This window comes from Arthrobacter sp. B6 (assembly GCF_001663775.1).
Taxonomy (GTDB): domain Bacteria; phylum Actinomycetota; class Actinomycetes; order Actinomycetales; family Micrococcaceae; genus Arthrobacter.
Map to the genome: position 1 here is coordinate 93,118 of NZ_KV467169.1, position 25,483 is coordinate 118,600.

At 62.6% G+C, this 25,483-nt stretch carries 23 protein-coding genes; 14 read left to right on the forward strand and 9 right to left on the reverse strand.

Annotated features, from left to right (window positions below):
- Positions 1–38: 38 nt before the first annotated feature.
- The 3 genes from AU175_RS15090 to AU175_RS15100 are packed head-to-tail and all read right to left on the reverse strand — an operon-like array spanning position 39 to position 3,069.
- The gene (locus tag AU175_RS15090; RefSeq protein ID WP_066291417.1) at positions 39–1,172 is read right to left on the reverse strand and encodes an FAD-dependent oxidoreductase; all 1,134 of its coding nucleotides are present in this window, start codon (positions 1,170–1,172) and stop codon (positions 39–41) included.
- Entirely contained in the window at positions 1,169–1,855 is a 687-nt protein-coding gene (locus AU175_RS15095) for a class I SAM-dependent methyltransferase (protein ID WP_066294205.1), read from the reverse strand. Before AU175_RS15095 ends, AU175_RS15090 begins: the two co-directional genes overlap by 4 nt.
- Positions 1,856–1,872: 17 nt before the next feature.
- Positions 1,873–3,069 carry a type III polyketide synthase gene (locus tag AU175_RS15100; protein ID WP_066291420.1) on the reverse strand — a complete coding sequence of 399 codons (1,197 nt, stop codon included), beginning with the start codon at positions 3,067–3,069 and terminating at the stop codon, positions 1,873–1,875.
- A 196-nt stretch (positions 3,070–3,265) separates the two neighbouring features.
- Between AU175_RS15100 and AU175_RS15105 the strand changes: the two genes are divergently transcribed.
- The 7 genes from AU175_RS15105 to AU175_RS15135 all read left to right on the forward strand — a co-directional run bounded on the left by AU175_RS15105 (position 3,266) and on the right by AU175_RS15135 (position 13,247).
- Positions 3,266–5,659, forward strand: coding sequence for an ATP-binding cassette domain-containing protein (locus AU175_RS15105; protein ID WP_066291422.1), 2,394 nt, complete (start codon positions 3,266–3,268; stop codon positions 5,657–5,659).
- Positions 5,660–7,083: 1,424 nt separating this feature from the next.
- Positions 7,084–8,106 carry a LacI family DNA-binding transcriptional regulator gene (locus AU175_RS15110; RefSeq protein WP_066291424.1) on the forward strand — a complete coding sequence of 341 codons (1,023 nt, stop codon included), beginning with the start codon at positions 7,084–7,086 and terminating at the stop codon, positions 8,104–8,106.
- A gap of 95 nt (positions 8,107–8,201) precedes the next feature.
- Positions 8,202–9,440 carry a sugar ABC transporter substrate-binding protein gene (locus tag AU175_RS15115; protein ID WP_066291426.1) on the forward strand — a complete coding sequence of 413 codons (1,239 nt, stop codon included), beginning with the start codon at positions 8,202–8,204 and terminating at the stop codon, positions 9,438–9,440.
- A 10-nt stretch (positions 9,441–9,450) separates the two neighbouring features.
- Positions 9,451–10,455 carry a carbohydrate ABC transporter permease gene (locus tag AU175_RS15120; protein ID WP_066291428.1) on the forward strand — a complete coding sequence of 335 codons (1,005 nt, stop codon included), beginning with the start codon at positions 9,451–9,453 and terminating at the stop codon, positions 10,453–10,455.
- A gap of 7 nt (positions 10,456–10,462) precedes the next feature.
- On the forward strand, positions 10,463–11,317 hold the full coding sequence (locus AU175_RS15125) for a carbohydrate ABC transporter permease (protein WP_066291430.1): 855 nt from the start codon (positions 10,463–10,465) through the stop codon (positions 11,315–11,317).
- A gap of 29 nt (positions 11,318–11,346) precedes the next feature.
- Positions 11,347–12,123 (forward strand): ThuA domain-containing protein, encoded by a 777-nt coding sequence (locus AU175_RS15130; RefSeq protein ID WP_066291432.1) that lies wholly within the window; start codon positions 11,347–11,349, stop codon positions 12,121–12,123.
- Positions 12,120–13,247 carry a Gfo/Idh/MocA family protein gene (locus tag AU175_RS15135; protein WP_066291434.1) on the forward strand — a complete coding sequence of 376 codons (1,128 nt, stop codon included), beginning with the start codon at positions 12,120–12,122 and terminating at the stop codon, positions 13,245–13,247. Before AU175_RS15130 ends, AU175_RS15135 begins: the two co-directional genes overlap by 4 nt.
- A 10-nt stretch (positions 13,248–13,257) precedes the next feature.
- On the opposite strand, the gene AU175_RS15140 is transcribed toward AU175_RS15135, so the two are convergent.
- Positions 13,258–14,616, reverse strand: a complete 1,359-nt coding sequence (locus AU175_RS15140) for an Nramp family divalent metal transporter (RefSeq protein ID WP_231938627.1) — start codon at positions 14,614–14,616, stop codon at positions 13,258–13,260.
- A 199-nt stretch (positions 14,617–14,815) separates the two neighbouring features.
- On the reverse strand, positions 14,816–15,286 hold the full coding sequence (locus tag AU175_RS15145) for a VOC family protein (RefSeq protein WP_066291436.1): 471 nt from the start codon (positions 15,284–15,286) through the stop codon (positions 14,816–14,818).
- A 140-nt stretch (positions 15,287–15,426) separates the two neighbouring features.
- On the opposite strand from AU175_RS15145, the gene AU175_RS15150 reads away from it, so the two are divergent.
- Both AU175_RS15150 and AU175_RS15155 read left to right on the forward strand, forming a co-directional pair.
- Positions 15,427–15,825 (forward strand): DUF3054 domain-containing protein, encoded by a 399-nt coding sequence (locus tag AU175_RS15150; protein WP_066291439.1) that lies wholly within the window; start codon positions 15,427–15,429, stop codon positions 15,823–15,825.
- A gap of 106 nt (positions 15,826–15,931) precedes the next feature.
- Positions 15,932–16,213, forward strand: coding sequence for an Lrp/AsnC family transcriptional regulator (locus AU175_RS15155; RefSeq protein ID WP_066291441.1), 282 nt, complete (start codon positions 15,932–15,934; stop codon positions 16,211–16,213).
- Between the two features lie 66 nt (positions 16,214–16,279).
- Here the strand turns inward: AU175_RS15155 and trpD are convergent, their stop codons facing one another.
- A complete protein-coding gene (trpD, locus tag AU175_RS15160) occupies positions 16,280–17,338 on the reverse strand; it encodes an anthranilate phosphoribosyltransferase (protein ID WP_066291444.1) in 1,059 nt (352 codons plus the stop codon).
- A 148-nt stretch (positions 17,339–17,486) separates the two neighbouring features.
- Here trpD and ctaE point away from each other — a divergent pair, with 148 nt between their 5' ends.
- The 4 genes from ctaE (at position 17,487) to qcrB (ending at position 21,828) form a co-directional block, all read left to right on the forward strand.
- Positions 17,487–18,125 carry an aa3-type cytochrome oxidase subunit III gene (ctaE, locus tag AU175_RS15165; protein ID WP_197497153.1) on the forward strand — a complete coding sequence of 213 codons (639 nt, stop codon included), beginning with the start codon at positions 17,487–17,489 and terminating at the stop codon, positions 18,123–18,125.
- Positions 18,126–18,212: 87 nt separating this feature from the next.
- Entirely contained in the window at positions 18,213–19,001 is a 789-nt protein-coding gene (gene qcrC, locus AU175_RS15170) for a cytochrome bc1 complex diheme cytochrome c subunit (protein ID WP_066291452.1), read from the forward strand.
- Between the two features lie 102 nt (positions 19,002–19,103).
- A complete protein-coding gene (qcrA, locus tag AU175_RS15175) occupies positions 19,104–20,174 on the forward strand; it encodes a cytochrome bc1 complex Rieske iron-sulfur subunit (protein ID WP_066291454.1) in 1,071 nt (356 codons plus the stop codon).
- A complete protein-coding gene (gene qcrB / locus AU175_RS15180) occupies positions 20,152–21,828 on the forward strand; it encodes a cytochrome bc1 complex cytochrome b subunit (protein WP_066291457.1) in 1,677 nt (558 codons plus the stop codon). The genes qcrA and qcrB overlap by 23 nt, the downstream gene beginning before the upstream one ends.
- 101 nt (positions 21,829–21,929) lie before the next feature.
- Here the strand turns inward: qcrB and AU175_RS15185 are convergent, their stop codons facing one another.
- Positions 21,930–22,724, reverse strand: coding sequence for a GntR family transcriptional regulator (locus AU175_RS15185; RefSeq protein ID WP_066291460.1), 795 nt, complete (start codon positions 22,722–22,724; stop codon positions 21,930–21,932).
- 173 nt (positions 22,725–22,897) lie between these two features.
- On the opposite strand from AU175_RS15185, the gene AU175_RS15190 reads away from it, so the two are divergent.
- On the forward strand, positions 22,898–23,191 hold the full coding sequence (locus AU175_RS15190) for an HPr family phosphocarrier protein (protein ID WP_066291462.1): 294 nt from the start codon (positions 22,898–22,900) through the stop codon (positions 23,189–23,191).
- 165 nt (positions 23,192–23,356) lie between these two features.
- Here the strand turns inward: AU175_RS15190 and AU175_RS15195 are convergent, their stop codons facing one another.
- The gene (locus AU175_RS15195) at positions 23,357–23,758 is read right to left on the reverse strand and encodes a cytochrome c oxidase subunit 4 (RefSeq protein ID WP_066291464.1); all 402 of its coding nucleotides are present in this window, start codon (positions 23,756–23,758) and stop codon (positions 23,357–23,359) included.
- On the reverse strand, positions 23,755–25,482 hold the full coding sequence (gene ctaD, locus AU175_RS15200; RefSeq protein ID WP_066291467.1) for an aa3-type cytochrome oxidase subunit I: 1,728 nt from the start codon (positions 25,480–25,482) through the stop codon (positions 23,755–23,757). Before ctaD ends, AU175_RS15195 begins: the two co-directional genes overlap by 4 nt.
- Position 25,483 lies beyond the last annotated feature (1 nt).

Genomic DNA, 25,483 nt, shown 5'->3' on the forward strand with positions numbered 1-25,483 from the left:
CTCAACGGCTGGGCCCCTGCCTGGTGCATTGCAAGGTCTCACTGCATGGTGAAGCGGCGGGCCACCAGCCTGTTGACCGGCTGCACCGAGGCGAGAGCCGTTATGGCGCGATTTCGCAGACGGAGCCACGGCTCCGGAAGGGGGCGCCCCAGCAGCATGTTGACCTCGGACTGCCGGCGCGCAACGCCGGCCGCCCGCCGTCGAAGGACGTCATAATCCCGGAGGCGCCGCCCGACTGGCCTGCCTGCCATGGCCTCACACATTATTGGCGCCAACGCTTCGGCGTCGAGCCATCCGAGGTTCATCCCCTGGCCGCCGATGGGGCTGATTTCATGGGCGGCGTCACCGATCAGGGCCGTCCTGCCGGTCACCAGCCGGCGTGGGACCGCTGACCGGACGCTGAAACCGCTCAGCATCGTATTGCTGGCGACGTCGAGTACCAGTCCCGTCCGTGTCTGCACGAGCAGCGCCAGGTCCTTGGCACCGGGGCAAGGGTCGGGCCGGGCGACGCGGACAACCCAGCGCCGCAGGCCACCGGGAAGCGGGAAGGACTCCACGATTCCGCCTTCCTCCAGGAACAGCACGGCGTCCGCGCCAAAGATCCCAGTGTCGGCGAAATCGCCCATCACGTAATGGTCCGGATAGGTTTTCACGCTCACAGGTACCCCGAGCGATTGGCGCAGCGTGGAATGGGCGCCGTCCGCAGCCACGGCGAGGGCGGACGTAAGGTGTGCGGAACCCTCACGGGAAGTCAGCGCGAGAGCCAGGCTGCCGCCGTCGTCCGTTATTCCGGTGACGCGGGCGCCCCTGGCCAGCGCCGTGGCGTCCAGTTCCTGCACCCGGCGCTCAAGGTGCGCTTCCGTGCGGCACTGGGGAAGGGACAGGACAAAAGGGAACTGCCGGGAGACCGACTCAAATGACATGGTGCCCACGAGTTTGCCGCCGCTGTAGGCCTGGCCACGGCGGATTTCCACCCCGTCGGCGGACAGCGCCGGGGCCAGCCCCGCGCGGTCAAGCGCAGCGAGGGCCGGTGGATGGATGCCGATCGCCCGCGAATGGCTGTTGCGCTGCAGCCGTTGTTCCAGCACACGGACACGCAGGCCTTCCTGCAGCAGCAACGCAGCCAGATAGAGTCCCACAGGGCCGCCACCCACAATTGCCACGTCGATCATGGCCATTCCTTGCGGCAGGCCAGCAACTGGTGGAAAGCGGAGCTCCGTTCAGCGTGCCAGCCCGGGGGAGCCAAAGCCTGAAGTTCCTGCCGCGTATAGCTGCGGCGGATCGACGTCAGGCCGTCTTCCCGGATATACGATCCCCTGAAGGGCAGGGCGGCCACGAAGAAAAGCGCAAACGCTGCCGGGCTGCGGCGCAGGTCATTATGCAGCACTTTCCTGCGCCCAAGCGCCTGCGAATCTCCAAGGAGGCGTCGCAGCTCGTCCGGCTGAAGGTGGTGGAGGACATGGTTGGAAATGACCACGTCGAAGGTGAGTCCCTCCCGGACGAGCTCCGCGGTGTGCGCACACCGGAATTCGACGCCGGGAACGGGCGGGCGGCCTGACGCGAATCTGTGGGCCCGGCTGTCCGGGTCGATACCGGTGACCCGCAATCGGAACCGGTCCCTGGCAGCCCACCGGGAGAGCGTCACGGCAAGGTCGCCGCCGCCGGAACCAACGTCCAGCACGCTGACGGTTGACCCGGCAGAAAGCAGCGGGCGGATTTCCCGTCTGTACAGGCGGCGCCAGCCCGAAAGTGCGCCGTTGACCAGCGCGAATTGCCGGTAGGTCCTGTCCAGCCGGTCCGGATCACAGTCAGGCAAGTCCATTTTTTCAACAGCGTCAAAGGCGCGTCTGCGCATCAGCCACACTTTGAGCCTCAGGCCGGCGACGGTTGGGCAGCCGCTTCCCGCACGGCTGGGGCTGGCGAGGGGATTCGTCCCGTGCCCTGCCGAAGCTTGGTGAACAGCCCGGTTTCCACGGTAAGTCCCGGGCCGAAGGCCATCGAGCAGATGCGTTCGCCACCGCCTTCGAGCGGCTGGTCGAGGATGTGTTTGAGGACAAAAAGGACCGTTGCGCTGCTCATGTTGCCATAGTTCCGCAGCGTTTCACGCGCAGGACGGAGTTGCTCATCGGTCAGGTCCAGCCTCGACTGGACCTTGTCCAGGATGCTTCGGCCGCCAGGATGGATGCCCCAGTGCTGGATCCCACGGTAGGGGAGGCCCTGCACTGACGTATCCCGGGCGAGCAGCGGCTCCAGCGCGCCGATGATGTGGTCATCAATGATGTGGGGCACGTAGTTTCCGAGGATCATTTCGAACCCGTGGTCGCCGATATTCCAGGCCATGGACTCCTCACCGACGGGCGTCAGTACGGTTTCGAAATGGTCCAACTGCATCAGCGCGGGTGCCTCCGGAACCTCGCGGGCGGTGACGACGGCGGCAGCCGCTCCGTCAGCGAAGAGGGCCGATCCCATTATGGTGTCCGGGTCGTTCGAGGTCCGGACATGCAGGGAACAGAGCTCAGCACAGACCACCAGGACCATTGCCCCGGGATCAGCCTCGCAGAAGGATTTCGCGGCACGGAGGGCAGGAAAGGCCGCGTAACAGCCCATGAACCCGAGGTGGTAGCGCTGCACCGCTGGATCCAGTCCCAGCGCCCGGACGATCTTGTAGTCGGGGCCCGGGTTATAGAACCCTGTGCAGGAGACCGTAATGAGGTGGGTTATGTCCTGTGCTTCCAGGCCGGGGCAGGCGCCGAGGGCGGCCTGTGCGGCCTCGATGAACAGCTTGGTGGCTTCCCGGCCGAATATCTCATTGCGGACTTTGGTGCTGGGGTTCAGCAGCAGGCTGGTCTCGGGGTCGAAGAACTGCGGATCGTCAGCCCGGAAGTCCCTCGTCATTTCCTCGACGGCGGTGTAGCGGGTGTCGATCGCCGCCGAGTCGAAGCACGTGCTGACCAGCCTTGAACCCAGCCGCGTCAGGCCGGGCTGGGCGGCGAAAACGTCACGGGCCTCTGATTGCACCAGCATCGTTGGCGGAACAGCTGTTTCCAGGGATCGCACATATACCGTCATTGGCTTATTCTTGGTGAGCTCCGCTGATAAGACAATGGCCCCGGACGCCGGAACCGCGCCTGAAGAGGGGGAATACCCCCCCTCGACAGCGTGCCGGAAGCTGGTTAGATAGAGCCAGGGTACGTTGCCGCAGGCCGCCAGGGGGCGCCGCCGGGTGAAACCGCATGGTGAAACCGCCGGACACAGGGAGAGATCAATGAGCATCGCCACGAGTTCTGACCAGCAGTCCGCTGCGCTGCACGCTGCCGACACGCACGACATGATCCGGGTGCAGGGTGCCAGGGAGAACAACCTCAAGGACATCAGCATCGAGATCCCCAAGCGCCGCCTGACGGTGTTCACGGGAGTGTCCGGCTCAGGCAAGAGCTCGCTGGTGTTCGCCACCATCGCCGCAGAGTCGCAGCGGATGATCAACGAAACCTACAGCGCCTTTGTTCAGGGGTTTATGCCAAACCTGGCGCGGCCCGACGTGGACCACCTCGAAGGGCTGACCACGGCGATCATCGTTGACCAGGAGCGGATGGGCGCCAATCCACGCTCAACGGTGGGCACTGCCACGGACGCCAACGCCATGCTCCGGATCCTTTTCAGCCGCCTGGGCCAGCCGTACGTCGGCCCGCCCACCGCTTTTTCCTTCAACGTCCCCACGCGGAAGGCCAGCGGTGTGATGAGCACGGAGAAGGCCGGCGGCCGGGTAGAGAAGGCCGTCGTACAGAACGTTGTCTACCTGGGCGGCATGTGTGCGCGCTGCGAGGGCATGGGCTCGGTTTCCGACTTTGACCTGACGGCTTTGTACGACGACAGCAAGACGCTCGGCGAGGGTGCGCTGACGGTCCCCGGCTACAGCATGGACGGCTGGTACGGCCGGTTGTTCGAAGGCATGGGCCTCCCGATGGACAAGCCGATTGCCACGTTCACGAAGAAGCAGCTTGAGACGATGCTGTACTCCGAGCCCACCAAGATCAAGGTTGAGGGCATCAACCTCACGTTCGAGGGCATCATCCCCAAGATCCAGAAGTCCATGCTGTCCAAGGATGTCGAGGCGATGCAGCCGCACGTGCGGCGGTTCGTGGAGAGCGCCATCACGTTCCAGGCCTGCCCCGAGTGCGGGGGCACCCGGCTCAGCCCCGAGGCCAGGTCGTCGAGGATCCACGGCAAGAACATCGCCGACCTGTGCGAGATGCAGATCAGTGATCTGGCCGATTGGGTCCGCGACCTCGACGAACCGTCGGTCGCGCCGCTCCTCAAGGGCCTGCGGCACCTGCTCGATTCGTTCGCCGAGATCGGACTGGGCTACCTTTCACTGGACCGGCCGGCCGGCACGCTGTCCGGGGGAGAGGCCCAGCGCACCAAGATGATCCGCCACCTCGGATCCTCCCTCACCGACGTCACCTACGTGTTTGACGAGCCCACCATCGGCCTGCACCCCCACGACATCGAGCGGATGAACCAGCTCCTGCTGCAGCTGCGGGACAAGGGCAACACCGTGCTCGTCGTTGAGCACAAACCCGAGACCATCGCCATCGCTGACCACGTCGTCGACCTCGGCCCCGGCGCAGGCACCAAGGGCGGCAGCGTTTGCTACGAGGGAAGCCTGGAGGGGCTGCGGGGGAGCGACACCATCACCGGGCACCACCTCGACGACCGTGCGGCCCTGAAGGACTCGGTGCGTCCGGCGGCGGGCAAACTCGAGGTCAGGGGTGCCTCGACCCACAACCTCCAGGGCGTGGACGTCGACGTCCCGCTCGGTGTCCTGTGCGTTGTGACCGGCGTGGCCGGGTCCGGGAAAAGCTCACTGATCCACGGCTCGGTTGCAGACCAGGACGGCGTTGTGGTGATCGACCAGGGCGCCATCAAGGGCTCGCGCCGCAGCAACCCGGCGACGTACACGGGCCTGCTTGAGCCGATCCGCAAGGCGTTCGCGAAGGCCAACAACGTCAAGCCGGCCCTGTTCAGTTCGAACTCCGAGGGTGCCTGTCCCACGTGCAACGGCGCGGGCGTCATCTTCACCGAACTCGGAGTGATGGCCACCGTGGAGTCCACGTGCGAGGACTGCGAGGGCCGTCGGTTCCAGGCCTCGGTGCTGGAATACACACTGGGCGGGCGGAACATTTCCGAGGTGCTGGCGATGTCCATGACGGAGGCTGAGGCCTTCTTCAGCGACGGAGAGGCCCGCACCCCGGCCGCGCACAAGATCCTCGACCGGCTCGTGGACGTCGGGCTCGGGTACCTGACGCTCGGCCAGCCGCTCACCACGCTGTCCGGCGGTGAGCGGCAGCGCGTTAAGCTGGCCACCCAGATGGCCGAGAAGGGCGACGTTTATGTCCTCGATGAACCGACCACCGGCCTTCATCTCGCCGATGTCGAGAATCTGCTGGGCCTGCTGGACAGGCTGGTCGACTCAGGCAAGTCGGTGATCGTCATCGAGCATCACCAGGCGGTGATGGCGCATGCTGACTGGATCATCGACCTCGGTCCGGGCGCGGGGCACGACGGCGGCAGGATCGTTTTCGAGGGCACGCCCGCCGAGCTTGTGGCCGCCCGTTCCACGCTTACAGGCAAGCACCTCGCAGCCTACGTCGGCGGCTAATCAGAGAAAAAAGCGACCGGATTATGTCAACTTGGTTCACTTTCGCTTTGAAGGCTGCTGCCGGCTGTTCGTCTTAGTTACTTCTTGGGTCGGCAACTCGGCAGGTTTTCCGCGCACTCACACCAGGAATACTCAGCATTGAATCTGTACACCCTGAATCTGCGCGACCGTTTGCGACTTAATTTAGGGGACGCGCGGCGACAGGCGGCCGGACAACTCAGCTACCACTTCCCTAGGCCGTGCCGATAACGCCGATAATCTACATTATGTCAAGTAGAACAATGATAATTGCATCTGATGACGATCACTCCTCCTCCGCCCAGTGCCACCCGGTATCGCGTCACTGGAAGCAGAAAACTCCCATTAACTGCGGAGACACTGCGCGAATGGCCGGCCCGGAACCCGACGGATTTTCAGCTCCGATCGCCCGCGGAAGCGGGAACCACCCATCCTGCAAACAAGGCACGTCATAAACTGCGGCACCGCCGGTCACGTGAAGGCGTGCATTCTGATCATTTGGTTAGCCGGCCGGGATCCCACGGCCTCTGCGGAGGCTTCCGTAGAACAACCCATATGGGCCCGGTCATAATTCCCAGAATCAGAAGCGTCTGCCAGCCCAATCCGACAACGGACGTGTGATTGACCAGCAAGCCTGTCAAGAGGACAAGCACGCACCAAGCTGTGTAAAAGGTGCGTCGGGCTCTCCGCTTCCACCACGCAAAGCCCCCTGAGACGTCAGAGGGAGCCTTTCGATCAGCAGTGGCAAGCCGGCCCACCATGAAACCTGTGATCAGAGTCCCGACGAAGGAGGGCGGCAGGAGTCCCAGTGCAACCCCACCAGCAACCACAAGGACGACCGTGAAAACGACCGCGCGCCCGGCATGATGAACGGCTGGGCGGACCCTGGTCTCACCCGGTTCCTCGGTCACAGCATCCCAACAGGGTGGCGCGTCATGAACGAATCGTACTGCTGCATATCTGATCAACAGCCAAACAAAGGACACTAAGACGTTGCTGCCAACCGTCCGTGGCGAGCGATCAGTCGCGTCGGACGAAATGGCCTACCCACGCGTTCTACGGAACCGCCAACTTTGAATGAGATAGATGCGGCCGTCTCGGTCAGTGAATTTGGCACAACCTGTGTCAGCGTTGTCAATAATATTGAGACCGGACAGACCCCTCTCCCCCATCAAACGCGCGCCGGGAAGGTTCGCGCCCCTCTGGGTAGGCTGACGTCCCTCGACCAAGTTCCTCATCGTGCGCAGTTCCATCGCGCCGACGTCGGAGGCTCACCGTAGACACGGAAGGCCGGAGGTCTTGCGCGCCCTAAGTGACTTATGCCATACTCAACGTCGAAGCGTATCGACGAAGCGCATCGACGATTCGCCGAAACCGTTCAGCAGAGAGCATAAGGAGGCCAGGCCGTGCCCACCAGCAAGGACGTTGCCCAGGCCGCCGGCGTCGCCCAAAGCACCGTCTCCTATGTACTGAGCGGCAAGCGGCCCATCTCCGAAAAGACCCGGAAGAAGGTGGAGGACGCTATCCAGCAGCTAACCTACCAGCCCAACGCCGGAGCGCGCGCGCTGGCCAGCCGCAAAACCCGCGTGATCGGGTTGGTCATCCCGTTCATTCCTGAACTGCACATGGCGTCGATCATGGAATTCGTATCCGTGATAGCCAGCACCGCACGCCTTTACGACCACGACATCCTGCTGGTCACCGAGGACGAGGGCGCACCCGGCCTGCAACGCGTGGTGGGCCAGCAAATATGTGACGGGCTGATTCTCATGCAGGTGGAAGGCGACGACGAACGGCTCCCCGTAGTCCGGAACCTCCATGTTCCAGTGGTTCTGATCGGCATCCCCCGCGATCCTTCCGGGCTGGTCTGCATCGATGCCGACTTTGAAATGGCCGGCGAACAGTGCGTTCAGGACCTCGCGGCGGCGGGCCACACCGTAATCTCCGTCCTCGACTGGCAGCGCGAGGTAGTGGACCGGCACGTAAACTACGTGGAGCGCTTCATGGCCGGCACCAACAAGGCCGCGGAGAGCTTGGGCGTAAAGGTGGTTCACCTGCCAGGCGGCACGGACCGCGACGTCATTGCCGATTCCGTGGACAAGGCCTTGGCCGAAACCACCGGAGTGCCCGCGTTCATCGCACCGGATGGCACCGCTCAGGACGTTCTCCGGAGGGCGCTGTCCAGCCGTGGGCTAACACCGGGCAAAGATGTTTCGGTGATCGGCAGCGCCTCCCCCACACTTGCTGAACTCCAGCCCATTCCGCTTTCCACCATCGATCTCCGCCCGGCCGAAGTTTCACGACGCGCCGTGAAGATTGTCTGCGACCTCCTCCAATCCGATTCCCGGGGACCAACCGAATCCCTGGAGTTGGTACCCACGGCTATCACACACCGTTCCAGCACGCTCCGCCCATCCCCCGGCGCCTGAACCCCGCATCGCCCCAACCTGCTAAAAATCAGAATCGCTCGTCGATACGCGTCGACGATACGCATCGACGGACGGTCACAACACAAAGGAAGACAATGAAGTCAACACCCAGGACCACACGTCCGCTCTCTTTGGCCGTCGCCTCCTTGGTCGGCATTCCGCTGTTCATCTCAGGCTGCGGCTCCGCCGGCACGTCGGCCTCTTCAACCGACTCCGTCAAGGAAATCTCGGTGGTGGACTATTACAACAACGAACCGGACAAGTCCTTTATCGGCGACGCGCTCACGGCGTGCGGCACCAAGGCCGGGGTCACCATCAAGCGCGAGACCGTTCCGGGCAAATCGCTGATCTCCAAGGTGCTCCAGCAGTCCTCCTCAAAGACGCTGCCCGACGTACTCATGCTGGACAACCCGGACCTGCAGCAGATCGCCGCCACCGGCGCGCTGGCTCCCCTGGCTGACTTCGAAATTAGCACCGACAACTTCGCCGAGGGCGTCCTCAGTGCAGGCACATACAAGGACAAGGTCTACGGCCTCGCGCCCACCGTCAACACGATTGCCCTGTTCTACAACAAGGACATCCTGGCTAAGGCCGGTATCATGCCGCCCACCACGTGGGATGAGCTGAAGGCCGCGGCCGCCACGCTGACGTCCGGGGACCAGTACGGACTGGCGTTCAATGCCAACCCCACCTACGAAGGGACCTGGCAGTTCCTCCCCGTCATGTGGTCAAACGGAGGCGACGAAAAGAAAATTGACACCAAAGAGACCGAAGAAGCCCTGCAGCTGTGGACCGATCTGGTCAAGAGTGGTTCGGTCTCATCCTCGGCCCTCAACTGGACGCAGGCTGACGTAAAGGACCAGTTCCTTGCCGGGAAGGCAGCCATGATGGTCAACGGCCCGTGGCAGATTCCGTCTCTGGATAAGCAGCCGGCCCTTCAGTACGGCGTCGTAAAGATCCCTGTGCGTCAGGCCGGGCAGACGTCAGTGGCTCCGCTCGGTGGGGAGGTCTGGACCGTGCCGCAGACTGGCAACAAGGCCCGCCAGGCCAAGGCAGCCGAAGTGGTTTCCTGCCTGAACAATGACGAAAACCAGCTGGCGATGGCCAAGGTCCGCAACACCATTCCTTCCAAGACCACGCTTGCGGAAACCTTTGCGGCGGAGAACCCCAAGCTCGCCACTTTCACCGAGCTGATCAAAGCCGCCCGTGCACGCACCGGCCAACTCGGCGAAGAATGGCCGGGCCAGGCCACAAAGATCTACACCGCCATCCAGACCGCGCTCACAGGCAACGCCTCCCCGGCCGATGCCCTCAAGCAAGCCCAGGGCCAGTAGGCAGCCTGTTATGTCATTGAAAACCGACTTATCGCATACGGCGGCGGGGCCGGCCCGGGGAAAGGGCTCCCGCAAGCACGGCCGCGCCAACGGTTCGGGGGCTGAATCGCAGGGCCCAAAGCGGCACACACGCCGGCGGCGCGAGCGCATCTTTCAGTGGCTCTTCCTGGTCCCAGCCGTGGTCTACATGGCACTCTTTTTCGGCTACCCCGTGGTGAAGAACCTTGTCATGAGCTTCCAGGACTACACCACCGCCACGTTCTTCACCGGGGAAGCCCCGTGGGTGGGGTTTGCGAACTACGTGACTGTATTGTCGTCATCGTTGTTTTCAACCTCGCTGCTGAATACGGCGATGTTTACCCTGGGGTCCATCCTGGGCCAGTTCCTCATTGGACTGGCGTTGGCGATCTTCTTCCAGCGCAACTTCCCGCTTAACGGAATCCTCCGTTCGCTGCTCCTGCTCCCCTGGCTCCTGCCGCTGATCGTTTCCAGTGCCGTGTGGCGCTGGATCCTGGACAAGGACAGCGGTGCGTTGAATCGGTTCCTGGGCGACTTGGGCATCATCGATACCGGTATTCCATGGCTGACCAGCACCTCGCTGGCGCTGATCGCTGTCATAGGGGTAAATATCTGGATCGGCATCCCGTTCAACCTGACCATCCTCTACGGCGGCCTGCAGGAGATACCGGACGAGCTCTATGAGGCCGGCTCCCTGGACGGGGCCACCGGGTGGAAAGCTTTCCGACACATCACCTGGCCCATGTTGCGGCCCGTGGTCAGCGTCGTGCTGGTGCTCGGCGTCGTCTACACGGTCAAAGTGCTGGACATCATCCTGGGCCTTACCAACGGTGGCCCGGCGAACTCAACACAGACCATCGCCACCCAGTCCTACAACCTTTCCTTCCACGAGTTCCAGTTCGGCGAAGGCGCGGCCCTGGGAAACGTGCTGGTGATCATTTCCCTGGTGTTCGCGGTCCTGTACCTGCGGGCAAGCCGACGCGCAGTGGATGAGTGAGGAAGCAATGTCAACCCAACTGAAGGCACCCGCCCGCAGCACGACGGCAGCAGCACACGACCGCAGGAACTGGGGTTCCACGGCACTGGCAATCTTCTTCCTGGCCGTAATGCTGTTCCCGGTCTACTGGATGGTCAACGCGTCCCTGCAGCCGAACGGCACCACCCTCGAGACATCATGGCTGCCGCTCAATCCCGATTTCACCGGCTACGCCACTGCCATCAGTGAGCAGGGCGGCAACCTGGGAACCAGCCTGGTCATTTCGCTCGGCAGCGTGGCATTGAGCCTGGCCATCGCGGCTCCCGCGGCCTACGCCCTGGCCTACTTCAAGGTCCGTGGCGCAGGCGTTGTCCTGTTTGCCATCCTTATCAGCCAGATGATCCCGGGCATCGTAGTGGCCAACGCCCTCTACACCGCGTACAACGATCTCGGCCTGCTCAACTCCATTCCGGGCCTCATCCTTGCGGACTCGTCGCACGGCATCCCGTTCGCCATCCTTATCATCCGGGCGTTCATGAACGGCATGCCGGCCTCCGTCATCGAAGCTGCACGCGTGGACGGCGCCGGACACATCCGGGCGTTCTGGTCGATCGTGCTGCCACTGAGCCGGAACTCCCTCATCACCGCAGGCCTGTTCACGTTCCTGTTCGCCTGGAGCGACTTCCTGTTCGCCCTGACCCTGACCACCACCGAGGCCGTCCGGCCGGTCACACTGGGCATCTTCCAGTACATCGGCGCCTACGTGAACGACTGGAGTTCCGTGATGGCGACGGCGGTACTCGCCTCCATCCCGGCCATCGTCCTGCTCGTCGCAGCCCAGAAATACATTGCCGCCGGTACCACCGGCGGCGCGGTCAAATAGACCGCTTTCACACCCAAACGGAGAGAACCATGACCGAAAGCAACAACCCCATCCGCGTCACCGTCTGGAGCGAGAACCGGCACGAAAAGCGCGACGAACTGGTTGCCCGGCTCTACCCCGAAGGTATGCATGGAGCCGTCAAGGCGGGCATCGAGGAGAACCTGGGGGCCGCCGTCGAGATCCGGACTGCAACGCTTGACGAACCGGAACACGGCCTTAGCGAGGAAGTGCTCGCCACCACTGATGTCCTGACCTGGTGGGGGCACATGTCCCATGCGGACGTCGACGACGAGATCGTAGAGCGCGTCCACCGGCATGTCCTGGCAGGCATGGGCCTGATTGTGCTGCACTCCGGGCACTGGTCCAAGATCTTCACCAAACTCATGGGAACGTCATGCACCCTGCGCTGGCGGTCCGAGCAGGACCGGGAACTTGTGTGGACCGTGGACCCCACCCACCCCATCGCCAAGGGCGTGCCGCACCCCATCGAAATTCCCCAGCAGGAGATGTACGGCGAATTCTTCGACATCCCCACGCCCGAAGAACTCGTTTTCATCAGCTCGTTCAGCGGGGGCGAAGTCTTCCGTTCCGGCTGCACATTCCGCCGCGGACACGGCAAAATCTTCTTTTTCAGCCCCGGCGACCAGGACTACCCCGTCTACCACCACAAGGACATCCGCAGGGTCATCGCAAACGCCGTGGAATGGGCGGTCACTGACCGCCCGGAACGGGCCGTCCCCGAACTGCTGCGGTACGAGACGGGCGACTTCTTCAACGGCAAGAGCTACCAGGGGGCCAACGCGTGAGCACCCCCTTCGCCACCATCCCCGACGACGGCACTCCGCTTCGCGTCGTCGTCGTCGGCGCCGGCGGCATGGGCCGCGCATGGCTTAGGACCGTGGAAGAGTCTGCCTCGGTAGAGCTCGCCGGCATCGTCGACCTGGATCTTGACGCCGCCCGAGCGGCTGCAGCCGCGCTGGGGCGTCCCGACCTCCCGATAGGCGCCGGTACAGCAGGGTTGGCATCCGACGTCGGCGCCAAGGCGGTCATCAACGTCACCGTCCCTGCTGCACACCATCCCGTCACCACCGAGGCACTCGCCGCTGGACTGCCCGTCCTGGGCGAAAAACCTGTGGCGTCCACGGTGGCCCAAGGGCTTTCGCTGGCGGCCGCCGCGGAACTCCACGGCCAGCTGTTCATGGTCAGCCAGTCCCGCCGCTATAACCGGCACTTATTCGAAGCGAAGCGACTGTCCTCTTCCCTGGGCCGTGTGGGCATCGTTTCCACGGAGTTCTTCAAGGCACCGCGCTTTGGCGGCTTCCGGGACGCCATGGACCATCCGCTGCTGCTGGACATGGCGATCCACCAATTCGACATGGCCCGGTTCCTGGTCGACGCCGATCCCGTCTCCGTGTTCTGTGAGGAGTACAACCCTTCCTGGAGCTGGTACCGCGGGGATGCAGGCTCCACGGCCATCTTCGAAATGACGGGAGGCCAACGCTTCGTGTTCAGCGGCAGTTGGTGCAGTCCGGGCCAGGAAACCTCGTGGAATGCGTCGTGGCGCATCAGCGGCGAGCACGGCACAGTCCTGTGGGACGGCGATCACGCCCCCGCTTCCTCGCTTGCTTCGGATTCGGGCTCCAGCGATGATCCGGGCCAGGACATCGCCGGATCGTTGCGGGACTTCGTGGCAGCTCTCCGCACGGGATGCACGCCGATGGGAATAGTCCACGAGAACATCATGAGCCTGGCCATGGTCGAAGCTGCCGTCCTGAGTGCAGCCACCGGACGCAGGGTGTCCGTGGATACGCTTCTCGAGGACTCCTACCAGCAGGCGGTCCTCGCTGAGCGCGACCCCGGGGTGCTGGAAGTCCTGAAATCCTGGACGTCGGTTCGAAGTGCCCTCGCCGGAGGAAGCGTCCCCTTGTGAGTGCAAGTCCCTAGCCGCCGAAGAGCGGCGAAAGGGAAGTCCAGAACTGCCGGACACCCAGAATGACGAACAGCAGCGCGCAGGCTCCCAGCGCGATGTTGGTGTGCAGCTTATTTGCCCAGGCCTTGGGGATCCGCTTGCCGTTGAGCAGGCCCAGGAGGGTCAGCGCCAGGAAGGGCATGAACAGCGAACCCAGCGCGCCATACGCCAGGATGAGACCGATGGGCTGACCCAGTGCGAAGAGGATCATGGGCGGGAAGGTCAGCCACAAAATGTAGAACCTGAAGTACTTTCCGCCCACGCGGGTGTCGGGGTGGCCCGATTCCTTGCCCCGCATGTTGCCCCAGAAGTCGGCGAACATCAGGGAGACACCATTCCAGACGCCGATGATGGAGGAGAAGGATGCGGCCCAGAAGCCCACCAGGAACCCGGTCCCGACGACGTCGCCATACTCGGCTTTCAGGACGCCGTAGAGATCCAGCAGGCCTTCGTCGCTGGCACTGAGGGAAACCCCTGCGGAGCGGACAACCTCTGCGCCCACAATGAGCATGGCAACCACGAAGATGCCGGTCATCACGTAGGCCATGGAGTTGTCTATCCGCATGACCTTCATCCACTTCGGCGTGTACCACCCCTTCTCGCGCAGCCAGTACCCGTAAGCGGCGAGCGTTATCGTTCCGCCCACTCCCCCGGCCAGCGCGAGCGTATAGAAGATGGCTCCGTCGGTTGATGGGATCATCGGAATCAGACCGGTGAGCATCTCCGGGATATTCGGGGCGGCAATAATGGCCAGGCCCACGACAGTCACGAACATCATGCCCACCAACGCGGCGGTAATCTTTTCAAATGTGGCGTATTTACCCCACCACACCATCACGAAACCGGCCAGGCCCATCAGGATGGCCCACGCCCACAACGGCAGGATGGGGAAGACTGCCGCCAGGGGCAAGGCTGCGGAGGACATGGCCGTGGCTCCGTAGACGAAGCCCCAGATCATGATGTACGGACCGAAGTACCAGGTGGTCCATTTGCCGAGGGACCGCCATCCCTCAAAGATCGTCTTTCCAGTTGCCAGTGTGTAACGGCCGGCGCCTTCAACGAGGATGATCTTCAGGACCACACCAACGATGACCGCCCAGAACAGGCCGTAACCGTACCGTGAGCCGGCCACCAGCGTGGCCACCATGTCAGCCGCCCCCACGCCGGTGGCTGCCACGACCAAACCGGGCCCGATGATGCGCCATTTGGCGGGCCGGCCGCCGTCGTCGTCTATACGGTCAGCGTGGCTGACTCCGGACAGAAGCTGCTGATTCGCCTTCACCACAGGTTCTTTACCTGGAATCGTGCTGTCCATGGCGTCGTTGCCCATGGCTCCTCCTCGACATGTAGTGGCTCCTCCAAACAGAGGACTCCAGCCAAAGTACCTGTGACTGGCGGCACAGGAGAGGCTTTCCCGAGGTTCCTAACACTTCCTTAGGTTTCGGGTGGCCCACAGCTATGCCGGCTGCTGCTCCGAGCAGGATGCAGTTCCGTAATGGCTTGAACATGGGCATGCCGCAGGCACGCCGTCACCCCTCATATGCACTTTGCAGAACAGCGATTTCAAGCTTGCGCATTCCGAGCATGGCCTGCATGGCACGCTGGGCTCCCTCCGGGTCAGGCCCGCCGATCAGGGATCCCAGGACGGAAGGCACGATCTGCCAGGAGATGCCATAACGGTCCACCAACCAGCCGCACTGGCTCTCGGCGCCGCCGTCGGTCAACGCCGCCCAGTAACGGTCAACTTCTTCCTGGTCCCGGCAGTCAACAACAAAAGATATCGCTTCGGTGAAGTTGGACGGCGATCCCCCGTTTAGCGCCAGGAACCTGCGTCCTTCGATCTCGAACTCAACGGTGATTGCCTGTCCCTCCGGCGCCGGACCGCCCGCGCCATAGCGCGCGACGTTCAGGACTCGTGAATCATCGAAGACTGAGACGTAGAACTCGGCAGCATCTTCAGCCTGGCTCTCGAACCACAGGCAAGTCGAAATTTTCTGCATGGTGCTCCCTCCCGGCTTGAGCCTAGTCCGGGGGCATATCCGGCACAACGGCCGGAGAAGCCTGCCGGCCATCACGCTGATACTTCCAAAGTCCTTGCTGGGTTCCCCATCGGCGGCGCCGCAACGCTAGGCTCGAAGCCATGACTTCCGAGACCCAGCAGCATTCCACGTCCCGCGGTCGCCAGTCCGTCATTGCCGCAGCCTTGGCCGATGCGGTCCTCATCCTGGTTTTTGCGGCGATTGGAAGGGACGCACACCAACGGGGTGACATCGTCACAGGCGTGTTTCTCACTGCCTGGCCCTTCCTGGCAGGCGCGGCCCTCGCGTGGCTGTCGGGCAAGGTACGGCGGCGTCCATTGTCACTTTCGGCGGGGGCAGTGGTGTGGCTGTGCGCCGTTGCCGGAGGCATGATCCTCCGGGCACTCACAGGACAGACAGTGGTGGTCGCCTTTGTGATAGTTGCATTGCTGAGCCTGGGACTGTTCCTGTTTGGCTACCGGGCACTGCTGGTATTGAAGCGCCGGAGCCGAACGTCCTGACGCGTGCGGGAAACGCAGCCCTGCAACGGGTCCGTGTAATAGGCTGGCAGCACTAAACAGTCTTGCCGGGCACTGCTACGGCGCAACAGATCCGGAAGGATTGAAAGTGATCACCGCATTCGTTCTGATCAAAACCGACGCCGCCCGCATTCCTGAAACCGCCGAGGAGATCTCCGCGATCCAGGGCATCAGCGAGGTGTACTCGGTAACCGGAGAATGGGACCTGATTGCGGTAGCCAGGGTTGCCAGGCATGAAGACCTGGCCGATGTCATCGCCGACCGGCTCTCCAAGGTTCCTGCAGTAGTTCATACCACCACGCACATCGCCTTCCGCGCGTACTCCCAGCATGATCTCGACGCCGCCTTCGCCCTGGGCTTCGAGCAGTAGCAACGGACGTTAAATACGCAGGACCCGGCTGGAAGCCAGGCCCTGCTCCTGCTTGCGAGGGTTCCTTTACCCCTGGCTAAGCGATACCCAGCGGTCAAGAACTGCGGCCGCTGCGCCCGAGTCCACCGAGGCCTCTGCACGCTCAAGTGCTGAACCCATACGCTCCAGGAAGTCACCGTCCGCCGAGAGGTCAAACGCCACCAGTCCTGCTGCGGCGTTCAGCAGGACTGCATCACGCGCCGCTCCGGGATGGCCCGCCAGGACATCACGCACGACGGCGGCGTTCACCTGCGCGTCTCCTCCGCGAAGCTCCTCCACCGTCGCGCGCCGGATACCCAGATCTCCGGGCGAAAACTTCAGTTCAGTGACCGCGCCGTCCCTGATTTCCCACACGGTGGACGGCCCGGTGGTGGTCAGTTCATCGAGACCGTCATTGCCCCGGAAAACGAGGCCGCGGCTGCCGCGCCGTGCCAGGACGCCTGCCACCAGCGGTGCCATCCTGGCGTTTGCCACACCGACGGCCGAGGACTGCACTCCGGCCGGGTTGGTGAGCGGACCCAGGAAGTTGAAGGCCGTGGGAATGGCCAGCTCCCTCCGCGGCACTGCCGTGTGGCGGAAGGAAGGGTGGAACACCTGGGCGAAACAGAAGGTGATTCCCGCCTCCTCGGCGTTCCGGGCAACCCGGCTGATGGGCAGATCCAGCCTGACGCCCAGTGCCTCCAGAACATCGGCGGAGCCCGAAGACGACGATGCCGCGCGGTTGCCGTGTTTGACTACTTTGGCGCCTGCCCCGGCCGCCACCAGCGCGGCCATCGTGGAGATGTTCACTGTGTTCAGCTGGTCGCCTCCGGTGCCCACGATGTCCAGCTTTTCACCGGAAATGTCGACGGGATTCGCGCGGCCCAGCATGGCCTCGACAAGGCCGGACAGCTCTTCCACCGTCTCACCCTTGGCGCTGAGCGCAACCAGGAACCCGGCAATCTGGGCGGGTGTCGCTTCCCCCGACATAATGGTGTCCATGGCCCACGCAGTACTGTCTGCGGTGAGGTCCGTGCCACTAATGAGAGCCGAGATGAGCCGCGGCCAGGTATTGCCTGCCGCCGGTGCGGATGCGAGTGAAGTCACTCCCTGATGCTATCGAGCGACGCCTCGCCCTGACCAATGTGAACCCCTCCGGGAACTTTTCCCAGTGATTTCGCGTCTTTGTAGAAAAAGTCCTCCCAAAAGGCGGTTTGCGTTGGGATGTACGGACTTTTATAGACATAATGTCTATGTGACATCTGCGACCCATGCCCCCAGTACCCCGGCGCACCCCACGCTGAACCGCCCCAATATGGTTTCTGTTGGAACCGTAGTGTGGCTGTCCAGTGAGTTGATGTTCTTCGCCGGTCTCTTCGCCATGTACTTCACACTTCGCTCCACGAGCGGACAGATGTGGGCGGAAGAGACGGCCAAGCTCAACTTCCCGTTTGCGCTCGCTAATACGATCGTCCTTGTGGCAAGTTCCTTTACATGCCAGATGGGTGTCTTCGCCGCCGAACGGCTGCAGCCCCGCAAGACCGGCGGTCCCTTCCAGTTCGCCCGGTGGGGCATGAACGAATGGTTCACGCTGACCTTCCTCATGGGCGCGTTCTTCGTTGCCGGCCAGGCCACCGAGTACGCCATGCTGGTTTCTGAGCACGTTTCGCTGTCGTCCAACGCCTACGGCTCAGCCTTCTACATCACCACGGGCTTCCACGGCCTCCACGTCATCGGTGGCCTCATTGCTTTCCTCTTCATCATGGGCCGCGCGTTCGCGGCGAAGAAGTTCGGCCACTTCGAAGCGACGTCCGCGATTGTCACGTCTTACTACTGGCACTTTGTGGATGTCGTGTGGATTGGCCTCTTCCTGGTCATCTACGTACTCAAGTAGTCAAGCTTTGATTCTTTTTCTACAAGAGGCAGAATTTCAAGAAGCGGCTCACGGAGCCGGCGCACGATCGAATAAAGGAACCACCACGTGAAGGCACTCTCGCAAAAGCGGCGTCACCCACTAGCAGCAATAGCGCTGCTCCTGATGGGGCTACTCGTCACGGGTGGGCTCTACGCCGTTGCCACCACCGTCAATGAGGCGAAGGCTTCCACCACGAGCTACAGCGCCAATGACACCGCCGAGGGCGAGAAGCTCTTCGAAGCTAACTGTGCGACGTGCCACGGCATGGGCGCTAGCGGCACTCAGGACGGACCTTCGCTCGTCGGTGTGGGCGCTGCAGCGGTTGACTTCCAGGTCGGAACCGGACGTATGCCGATGCAGATGAACGGACCGCAGGCCTACAAGAAGCCGGCCCAGTTCAACGATCAGCAGACCCACCAGCTTTCAGCGTACGTAGCTTCCCTGGGAGCCGGCCCGGCGATTCCTGAAGAGGGCCTGCTTGATGGCCAGGGTGACGCCGCAGTCGGCGGCGAACTCTTCCGTGTGAACTGCGCAATGTGCCACAACGCCGCCGCAGCCGGTGGTGCCCTCACGCGTGGCAAGTTTGCACCTGCTCTGGCAGACGTATCAGAAAAGCACATCTACGAGGCCATGGTCACCGGCCCGCAGAACATGCCGGTCTTCAGTGACGCCAACGTCTCCCCTGAAGGCAAGCGCGACATCATCACCTTCCTCAAGCAGATTGAATCCAATGGCTCCCCGGGCGGGGCGGACCTCGGGGCCCTCGGTCCGGTATCTGAGGGCCTGTTTGTCTGGGTTGCAGGACTTGGCGTCATCATCGCGTTCACGATCTGGCTGACGTCCCGCACGTCGTAGGCGCGTCGCAAAAAACCACAGAACTCCTGCTGATCCGTCAGCAGTTTGAAATTGAAAAACTAACTCGGCAAATGCCGGGACGAGAGAAGGATGAGGCGAATTATGGGCAACCATAGTGACGGCAGTCCGAACCACTCGGGCACCGTAGCTACGGCTGGTCAGAATGAGGTGGAGAAGTTCCAGGACCCTGGGCTTCCTCCGCACCGTTTGCGCCTGGCTGACACGGACCCGAAGGCCGCCAAGCGTGCAGAACGGCAGGTCGCCCTACTTTTTGGCACCTCCGTCGTTGGCACACTGATCTTCCTGGTGGCATATTTTGCCATCGACCTGGGTGAAGGCGCCGGCATCGCCACCATCCGGCTTCAAAATGCACTGCTGGGCGTAGGTACCGCCTTTGCCATGCTGGGCATCGGTACAGGCATCGTTCACTGGGCCAAAGCCTTGATGCCGGACCACGAAGTCTCCGAGGAACGCCACGCGATCCGCACGGAAGACGACCGGCAGGCCGCGGTCCGCATTGTCGACGACATCGTTGACGAGACGGGCATCAAGCGCCGCCCGCTGATCCGCAACACCCTCCTTGGGGCTGTGGCACTGGCCCCCCTTCCTGCCCTGGCCATTTTCGGTGACCTCGGCCCGCGCCCGGACAGGAAACTGGCACACACCATGTGGGCACCTGTGGACGGTCAACTCAAGCGCCTTACCCGGGACCCCGACGGAACACCCATCAGGGCATCCGATGTCACCCTGGGCTCCGCCTTCCACGTTATTCCCGAGGGCCTCAATGATCTCCATGAGGGAAAGCTCAACGAAAAGGCCAAGGCCGTTGTGCTCCTCATGCGCCTCGATCCCGCATCGCTGAACCCTTCCGAGGGCCGCGAAGACTGGGGTTACAACGGAATTGTTGCCTATTCCAAGATCTGCACCCACGTTGGCTGCCCTGTCGCTCTTTACGAGCAGCAGACGCACCATCTGCTGTGCCCGTGCCACCAGTCCACCTTTGACCTCACCCAAGAGTGCAAAGTGATCTTTGGCCCGGCCAGCCGGCCACTCCCCCAGCTGCCGATCGCAGTTGATGACGAGGGCTACCTGGTCGCTACCAGCGACTTCAAAGAACCTGTTGGACCGAGTTACTGGGAGCGTGATGAGCATGAGCGCATCATCAACAGCTAAAGCCCCCGCCTTCGTCGCCACGACTAAAGCCGGACGCGTCACCGATTTTGTGGATGCACGTGTTGGAGGCTCTGGAATCCTGCGGGAGTTCGGACGCAAGGTCTTCCCGGACCACTGGTCGTTTATGTTCGGCGAGGTGGCACTTTACTCCTTCGTTATCCTGCTGCTTTCCGGCACATTCCTGACCTTCTTCTTCGATCCCTCGATGGCGCATACAAACTACGACGGTTCGTATGTTCCCCTGAAGGGCGTGGAAATGTCCGTCGCCTACAGCTCGTCACTGGACATCTCGTTTGATGTCCGCGGCGGCCTTTTCATGCGCCAGGTGCACCACTGGTCAGCACTGCTGTTCGTGGCGTCGATTGCTGTGCACATGCTGAGGGTCTTCTTCACCGGAGCGTTCCGCAAACCGCGTGAAATGAACTGGGTTGTCGGCGGCGTTCTGCTCATCCTCGCGATGGCTGCAGGCTTCACCGGATACTCCCTCCCCGATGACCTGCTCTCCGGCAACGGCCTGCGCATCATCGACGGCGTGATGAAGTCAATTCCCGTCATCGGCACCTACGCTTCCTTCTTCTTCTTTGGTGGAGAGTTCCCGGGCTACGCCGTCATAGGCCGCCTCTACATGCTCCACATCCTTCTGGTTCCCGCACTGATCCTGCTGATGATCGTGCTGCACCTCTTCATGGTGGTTGTGCACAAGCACACCCAGTACCCCGGCCCCGGCCGCAACGACGGCAACGTCGTCGGCTACCCCCTGGGTCCTGTCTACGCAGCAAAGGCCGGCGGCTTCTTCTTCATCGTCTTCGGCGTCATAGCCCTCATGGCTGCCTTCTTCACGATCAACCCGATCTGGAACTACGGCCCGTACGACCCCTCGCCTGTGTCGGCCGGTACCCAGCCTGACTGGTACATCGGGTTTGTTGACGGTGCCCTGCGCCTGATGCCGGGTGTCATCGGCGACTTCCATTTTGAGTACGTCATCTTCGGCTACACGCTGTCCCTGAACGTCCTGCTGCCGGCCTTGGTGCCCGCGGGCATCCTGTTCACGGTGATGTTCATGTACCCGTGGATCGAAAGCTGGATCACCAAGGACAACCGCGAACACCATGTGCTGGACCGTCCGCGCAACGCCCCTACGCGCACAGCCATCGGTGTGGCAGGCTTCGTCTGGTACTGCGTGATGTGGGCGGCAGCAGGTTCCGACCTGATCGCCACACACTTCTACGTGTCACTGAACGATGTGACTTACTGGCTCCGTGCGCTGTTCTTCATCGGCCCGATCATCGCCTTCATCGTGGCTAAGCGTGTAGCACTTGCCCTCCAGCGCAAGGACCGCGAAATCGCACTTCACGGCCGTGAAACCGGACGCATCGTGCGCCTCCCCCATGGTGAATTCATCGAGGTCCACGCTCCGCTCGATGAGTACAAGCGCTACAAGCTGGTTGGTTTCGAATCGCCGGCCCCGCTGCCCGCGGTCCCCAACGACCACGGCATCGTGACCCGCAAGGAAAAGCAGCGTGCTTTCCTGTCCAAGTGGTTCTTCGAGGACCGGGTAGCCCCGGCAACCCCCGCAGAGCTGGAGGCCGCTCACGGCCACCATGCCCACCCTGCGGTGGAAGCAGCCGAGGAAAGCAAGAGCCTCAGCCACTAAGGCAAACCCGTTCAGTGCCCTACGTGAAAGGCCCGGTCCAATTGGACCGGGCCTTTCACGTTCCGGGCGGCTTCAAGAGTCGGTCCCGGAAAGCAGGCGGGCTAAGAGTTGTTGCGGTAGCCAGACCCATGGTGCCGAGCAGGCCTGGCCCCGGGACGCTGCAGTGGCACCCAGAGTTTGTACCGGTCAGCCCTGTAGTACGACACCGAGTAGTCGACCATGGAACGTGCCACAAAAGCATGGCGCTGGATCTTGAGGAGCGGTGCGCCGACATCCACATTGAGGAGCCGTGCAGTGGACGGCGAGGCGGCGGTGGCTTCGATCATGTCCTCCCCCCATTCCATCACCAGGCCAAACTGTTCGCTAAGGACGTTGTACAGCGACGTCGGCGGTTCCCCATCCAACAGTCCAGGAACCCTGTGTGCCGGAATGAAGTTTTCATCCACACTCATGGGCTCACCGTCCGCCAGCAAGAGCCGGCGGAAGCGGACCAGCGGCATACCCTCGTCGACCTGGAGTTCGCGGGCCAGGAAAGCACTGGCACCGATCTGTTCGAAGCTGAGCACCTTCGCTGCAGGAACCATCCCGCGACGCTGCATCTCCTCGCTATATGACGTTAGTTTGACCTGCAGGTCAAGCTTGGGCTTCCGCACGAAAGTGCCGAGCCCCACCACCCGTTCGATGACCTCTTCACCTACCAGCGCATCGATGGCCTGGCGTACCGTCATCCGGGCAAGCCCGAAGCGCTCGGCAAGATCCCTTTCCGACGGCAACGCAGAACCCGGCGGACAGGAGTCCGCTATGTACTGCCTGAGAATCTCGCGGAGTTGGACGTAGATCGCGGTCCCGCTGCTGCGGTCAATTTCACCGGCAACACCCGCCGCGCTAGACGCCATGATGGCTGGTCCCTGCTGGTGTCTTCACCCTTCAATCTTAAGACAAACGCCGGCAGGTCTAGACCGGTCGTGGCAGTCCGTCCTTCCGGTTGGGTGCACCCGCGTTCCGACAGCTATATTGGATTGGATATTTGTCGTCAGACGGAGGGGGCCGTCCGGGAAAAGGAGTTGGATTGCCCATTCACAAGGCAGTGGTTTCGGCGTCAATCGGTTTGCATGCCCGACCCGCAGCGGTGTTCGTCCGGGCAGTAACGGATACGGGCTTGCCTGTCACCATCCGCAAAGCAGGAATCGACAGCGTCGATGCCAGGTCCTTGCTTGAAGTGATGACCGCGGATTTCCACCACGGCTGCGAAGTTGAACTGAGCATCAGCGAGTCGGCGGTGGACGCACCTCAGAGCCTGCAGGCAGCGGAGGCGGCCCTCCAGACCCTGGCTGAGCTTTTGGAGTCCCAGGGAGCACACTAGGGCCGTAGAGCCTGTAGCCCGCCGGCCCAGCGACGTACCAAGTCAGCCCAGCGGACAGCCGTCCGCAGGCGCTCCTAAGCCTCAACCCGCTTCACGCATAACGACGTCGGGCCCCACCTTCCGGTGGGGCCCGACGTCGTTATGCTGTTCGTTTCATCCAGTGCCCTAGTGGGCGTGGTCCCCGCGGCTGTACTCGTAAACCCAGCCAACGAGCGCTACGAGAGCAAGACCGCCGGCGATGAAAGTGATCCAGAAGCCAACGGCCAGGCCCAGGAAGCCGCCAGCGCAGGCAAGACCCAGAACCAGGGGCCACCAGCTCCAGGGGCTGAAGTGTCCCTGCTCACCGGCACCCTCGTGGATCTCGGCGTCGTTCCGGTCCTCAGGGCGCATGCCGACACGCTTGCCGGTGAAGCCCAGGTAGCCGCCGATCATTCCAGCAAGTCCGCCAACGAGGAGGATCCCGAGGATGCCGACCCATTCACCCCAGTTGGTCAGGAACCCGTAAACCAGGGAGACCGGCACGAAGAAGAAGACTCCGGCTCCAAAAATCCATGATTCGATCTTCACTTGGCTGTGTCCTTCTGGTCGGCGTTACCGAGCACCGCTGCAGCCGCAGACGGTGACTCAACGGTGTGGATCTGCGCCAGCTCGGGGTGGTGCAGGTCCAGGGCTGGGCGCTCCGAACGGATCCGCGGCAGCGACGTGAAGTTGTGGCGCGGCGGCGGGCACGACGTGGCCCATTCGAGCGAGGCGCCGAAGCCCCACGGGTCATCAACCGCGACGCGCTCTGAGCTCCGCCACGTGATGTAGACGTTCCAGAAGAACGGGATCAGTGATGCTCCCAGCACGAAGGACGCGATGGTGGAGAACTGGTTCATCCAGGTGAAGTTGTCCTCCACAAGGTAGTCCGCGTAGCGGCGGGGCATGCCCTCTACGCCCAGCCAGTGCTGGATCAGGAACGTTCCGTGGAAGCCGAGGAAGAGCAGCCAGAAGTGGATCTTGCCGAGCCGCTCGTTGAGCATCTTGCCGGTGAACTTTGGCCACCAGAAGTAGAAGCCTGCGAACATCGCGAAGACCACGGTGCCGAACACCACGTAGTGGAAGTGCGCCACCACGAAGTACGAGTCAGAGACATGGAAGTCCAGCGGCGGCGACGCCAGGATGATGCCGGTCAGGCCGCCGAAGAGGAACGTGACAAGGAAGCCGATGCTCCACAGCATGGGAGTCTCGAACGTAATCGAGCCCCGCCACATGGTGCCGATCCAGTTGAAGAACTTCACGCCGGTGGGCACCGCGATCAGCATGGTCATAAAAGCGAAGAACGGCAGCAGCACCGATCCGGTCACATACATGTGGTGCGCCCACACGGTCACGGACAGGGCGGCGATGGCGATGGTCGCGTAGACCAAACCCTTGTAGCCGAAGATCGGCTTGCGGCTGAACACCGGGAAGATCTCCGAGACGATGCCGAAGAACGGCAGGGCAATGATGTACACCTCAGGGTGTCCGAAGAACCAGAACAGGTGCTGCCAGAGGACGGCGCCGCCGTTTTCGGGATCAAAGATGTGCGCCCCGAAGCGGCGGTCGGCACCCAGGGCGAACAGGGCGGCAGCAAGCGGCGGGAACGCCATCAACACCAGAATGGACGTGACAAGTGCATTCCAGGTGAAGATCGGCATCCGCCACATGGTCATGCCCGGGGCGCGCATGCAGATGATGGTGGTGATGAAGTTGACCGCGCCAAGGATGGTGCCAAAGCCGGACAGCGCCAGGCCGAACACCCACAGGTCGCCACCGACTCCGGGGCTGAACGTCGTGTTGGACAGCGGCGCATAGGCAAACCAGCCAAACGACGCAGCGCCCTGCGGGGTGATGAATCCCGAGACAGCGATGGTGGAACCGAAGAGGAAGAACCAGAACGCCAGGGCGTTCAGCCGCGGGAACGCCACGTCCGGGGCGCCGATCTGAAGCGGCATGATCACGTTGGTGAAACCGGCGAACAGCGGGGTGGCGAACATCAGCAGCATCACGGTGCCGTGCATGGTGAACAGCTGGTTGTACTGCTCCTTGGTCTGCAGGATCTGCATGCCGGGCTCGAAAAGTTCAGCACGGATGAGCAGGGCCATCACGCCGCCGAGGCAGAAGAACACAAAGGACGCGATCAGGTACATGTACCCGATGGTCTTGTGATCAGTGGAGGTGATCCAGTTGACGACAATGCGTCCCTTGGACTTGGGAACCACGGGGGCCTCAAGGACCCCGGTGGGTGCGGATTGAGTGTATGTAGCCACG

Bases quoted from the DNA above. Each gene is read 5' to 3' on its own strand.
- AU175_RS15185 (WP_066291460.1), bottom strand. From the start codon at position 22,724: ATGGCGTCTAGCGCGGCGGGTGTTGCCGGTGAAATTGACCGCAGCAGC.
- AU175_RS15150 (WP_066291439.1), top strand. From the start codon at position 15,427: ATGACTTCCGAGACCCAGCAGCATTCCACGTCCCGCGGTCGCCAGTCC.
- AU175_RS15095 (WP_066294205.1), bottom strand. From the start codon at position 1,855: ATGCGCAGACGCGCCTTTGACGCTGTTGAAAAAATGGACTTGCCTGAC.
- AU175_RS15100 (WP_066291420.1), bottom strand. From the start codon at position 3,069: ATGACGGTATATGTGCGATCCCTGGAAACAGCTGTTCCGCCAACGATG.
- AU175_RS15115 (WP_066291426.1), top strand. From the start codon at position 8,202: ATGAAGTCAACACCCAGGACCACACGTCCGCTCTCTTTGGCCGTCGCC.
- AU175_RS15140 (WP_231938627.1), bottom strand. From the start codon at position 14,616: ATGGGCAACGACGCCATGGACAGCACGATTCCAGGTAAAGAACCTGTG.
- qcrA (WP_066291454.1), top strand. From the start codon at position 19,104: ATGGGCAACCATAGTGACGGCAGTCCGAACCACTCGGGCACCGTAGCT.
- AU175_RS15090 (WP_066291417.1), bottom strand. From the start codon at position 1,172: ATGATCGACGTGGCAATTGTGGGTGGCGGCCCTGTGGGACTCTATCTG.
- AU175_RS15145 (WP_066291436.1), bottom strand. From the start codon at position 15,286: ATGCAGAAAATTTCGACTTGCCTGTGGTTCGAGAGCCAGGCTGAAGAT.
- AU175_RS15125 (WP_066291430.1), top strand. From the start codon at position 10,463: ATGTCAACCCAACTGAAGGCACCCGCCCGCAGCACGACGGCAGCAGCA.
- AU175_RS15120 (WP_066291428.1), top strand. From the start codon at position 9,451: ATGTCATTGAAAACCGACTTATCGCATACGGCGGCGGGGCCGGCCCGG.
- AU175_RS15130 (WP_066291432.1), top strand. From the start codon at position 11,347: ATGACCGAAAGCAACAACCCCATCCGCGTCACCGTCTGGAGCGAGAAC.
- AU175_RS15105 (WP_066291422.1), top strand. From the start codon at position 3,266: ATGAGCATCGCCACGAGTTCTGACCAGCAGTCCGCTGCGCTGCACGCT.
- qcrB (WP_066291457.1), top strand. From the start codon at position 20,152: ATGAGCGCATCATCAACAGCTAAAGCCCCCGCCTTCGTCGCCACGACT.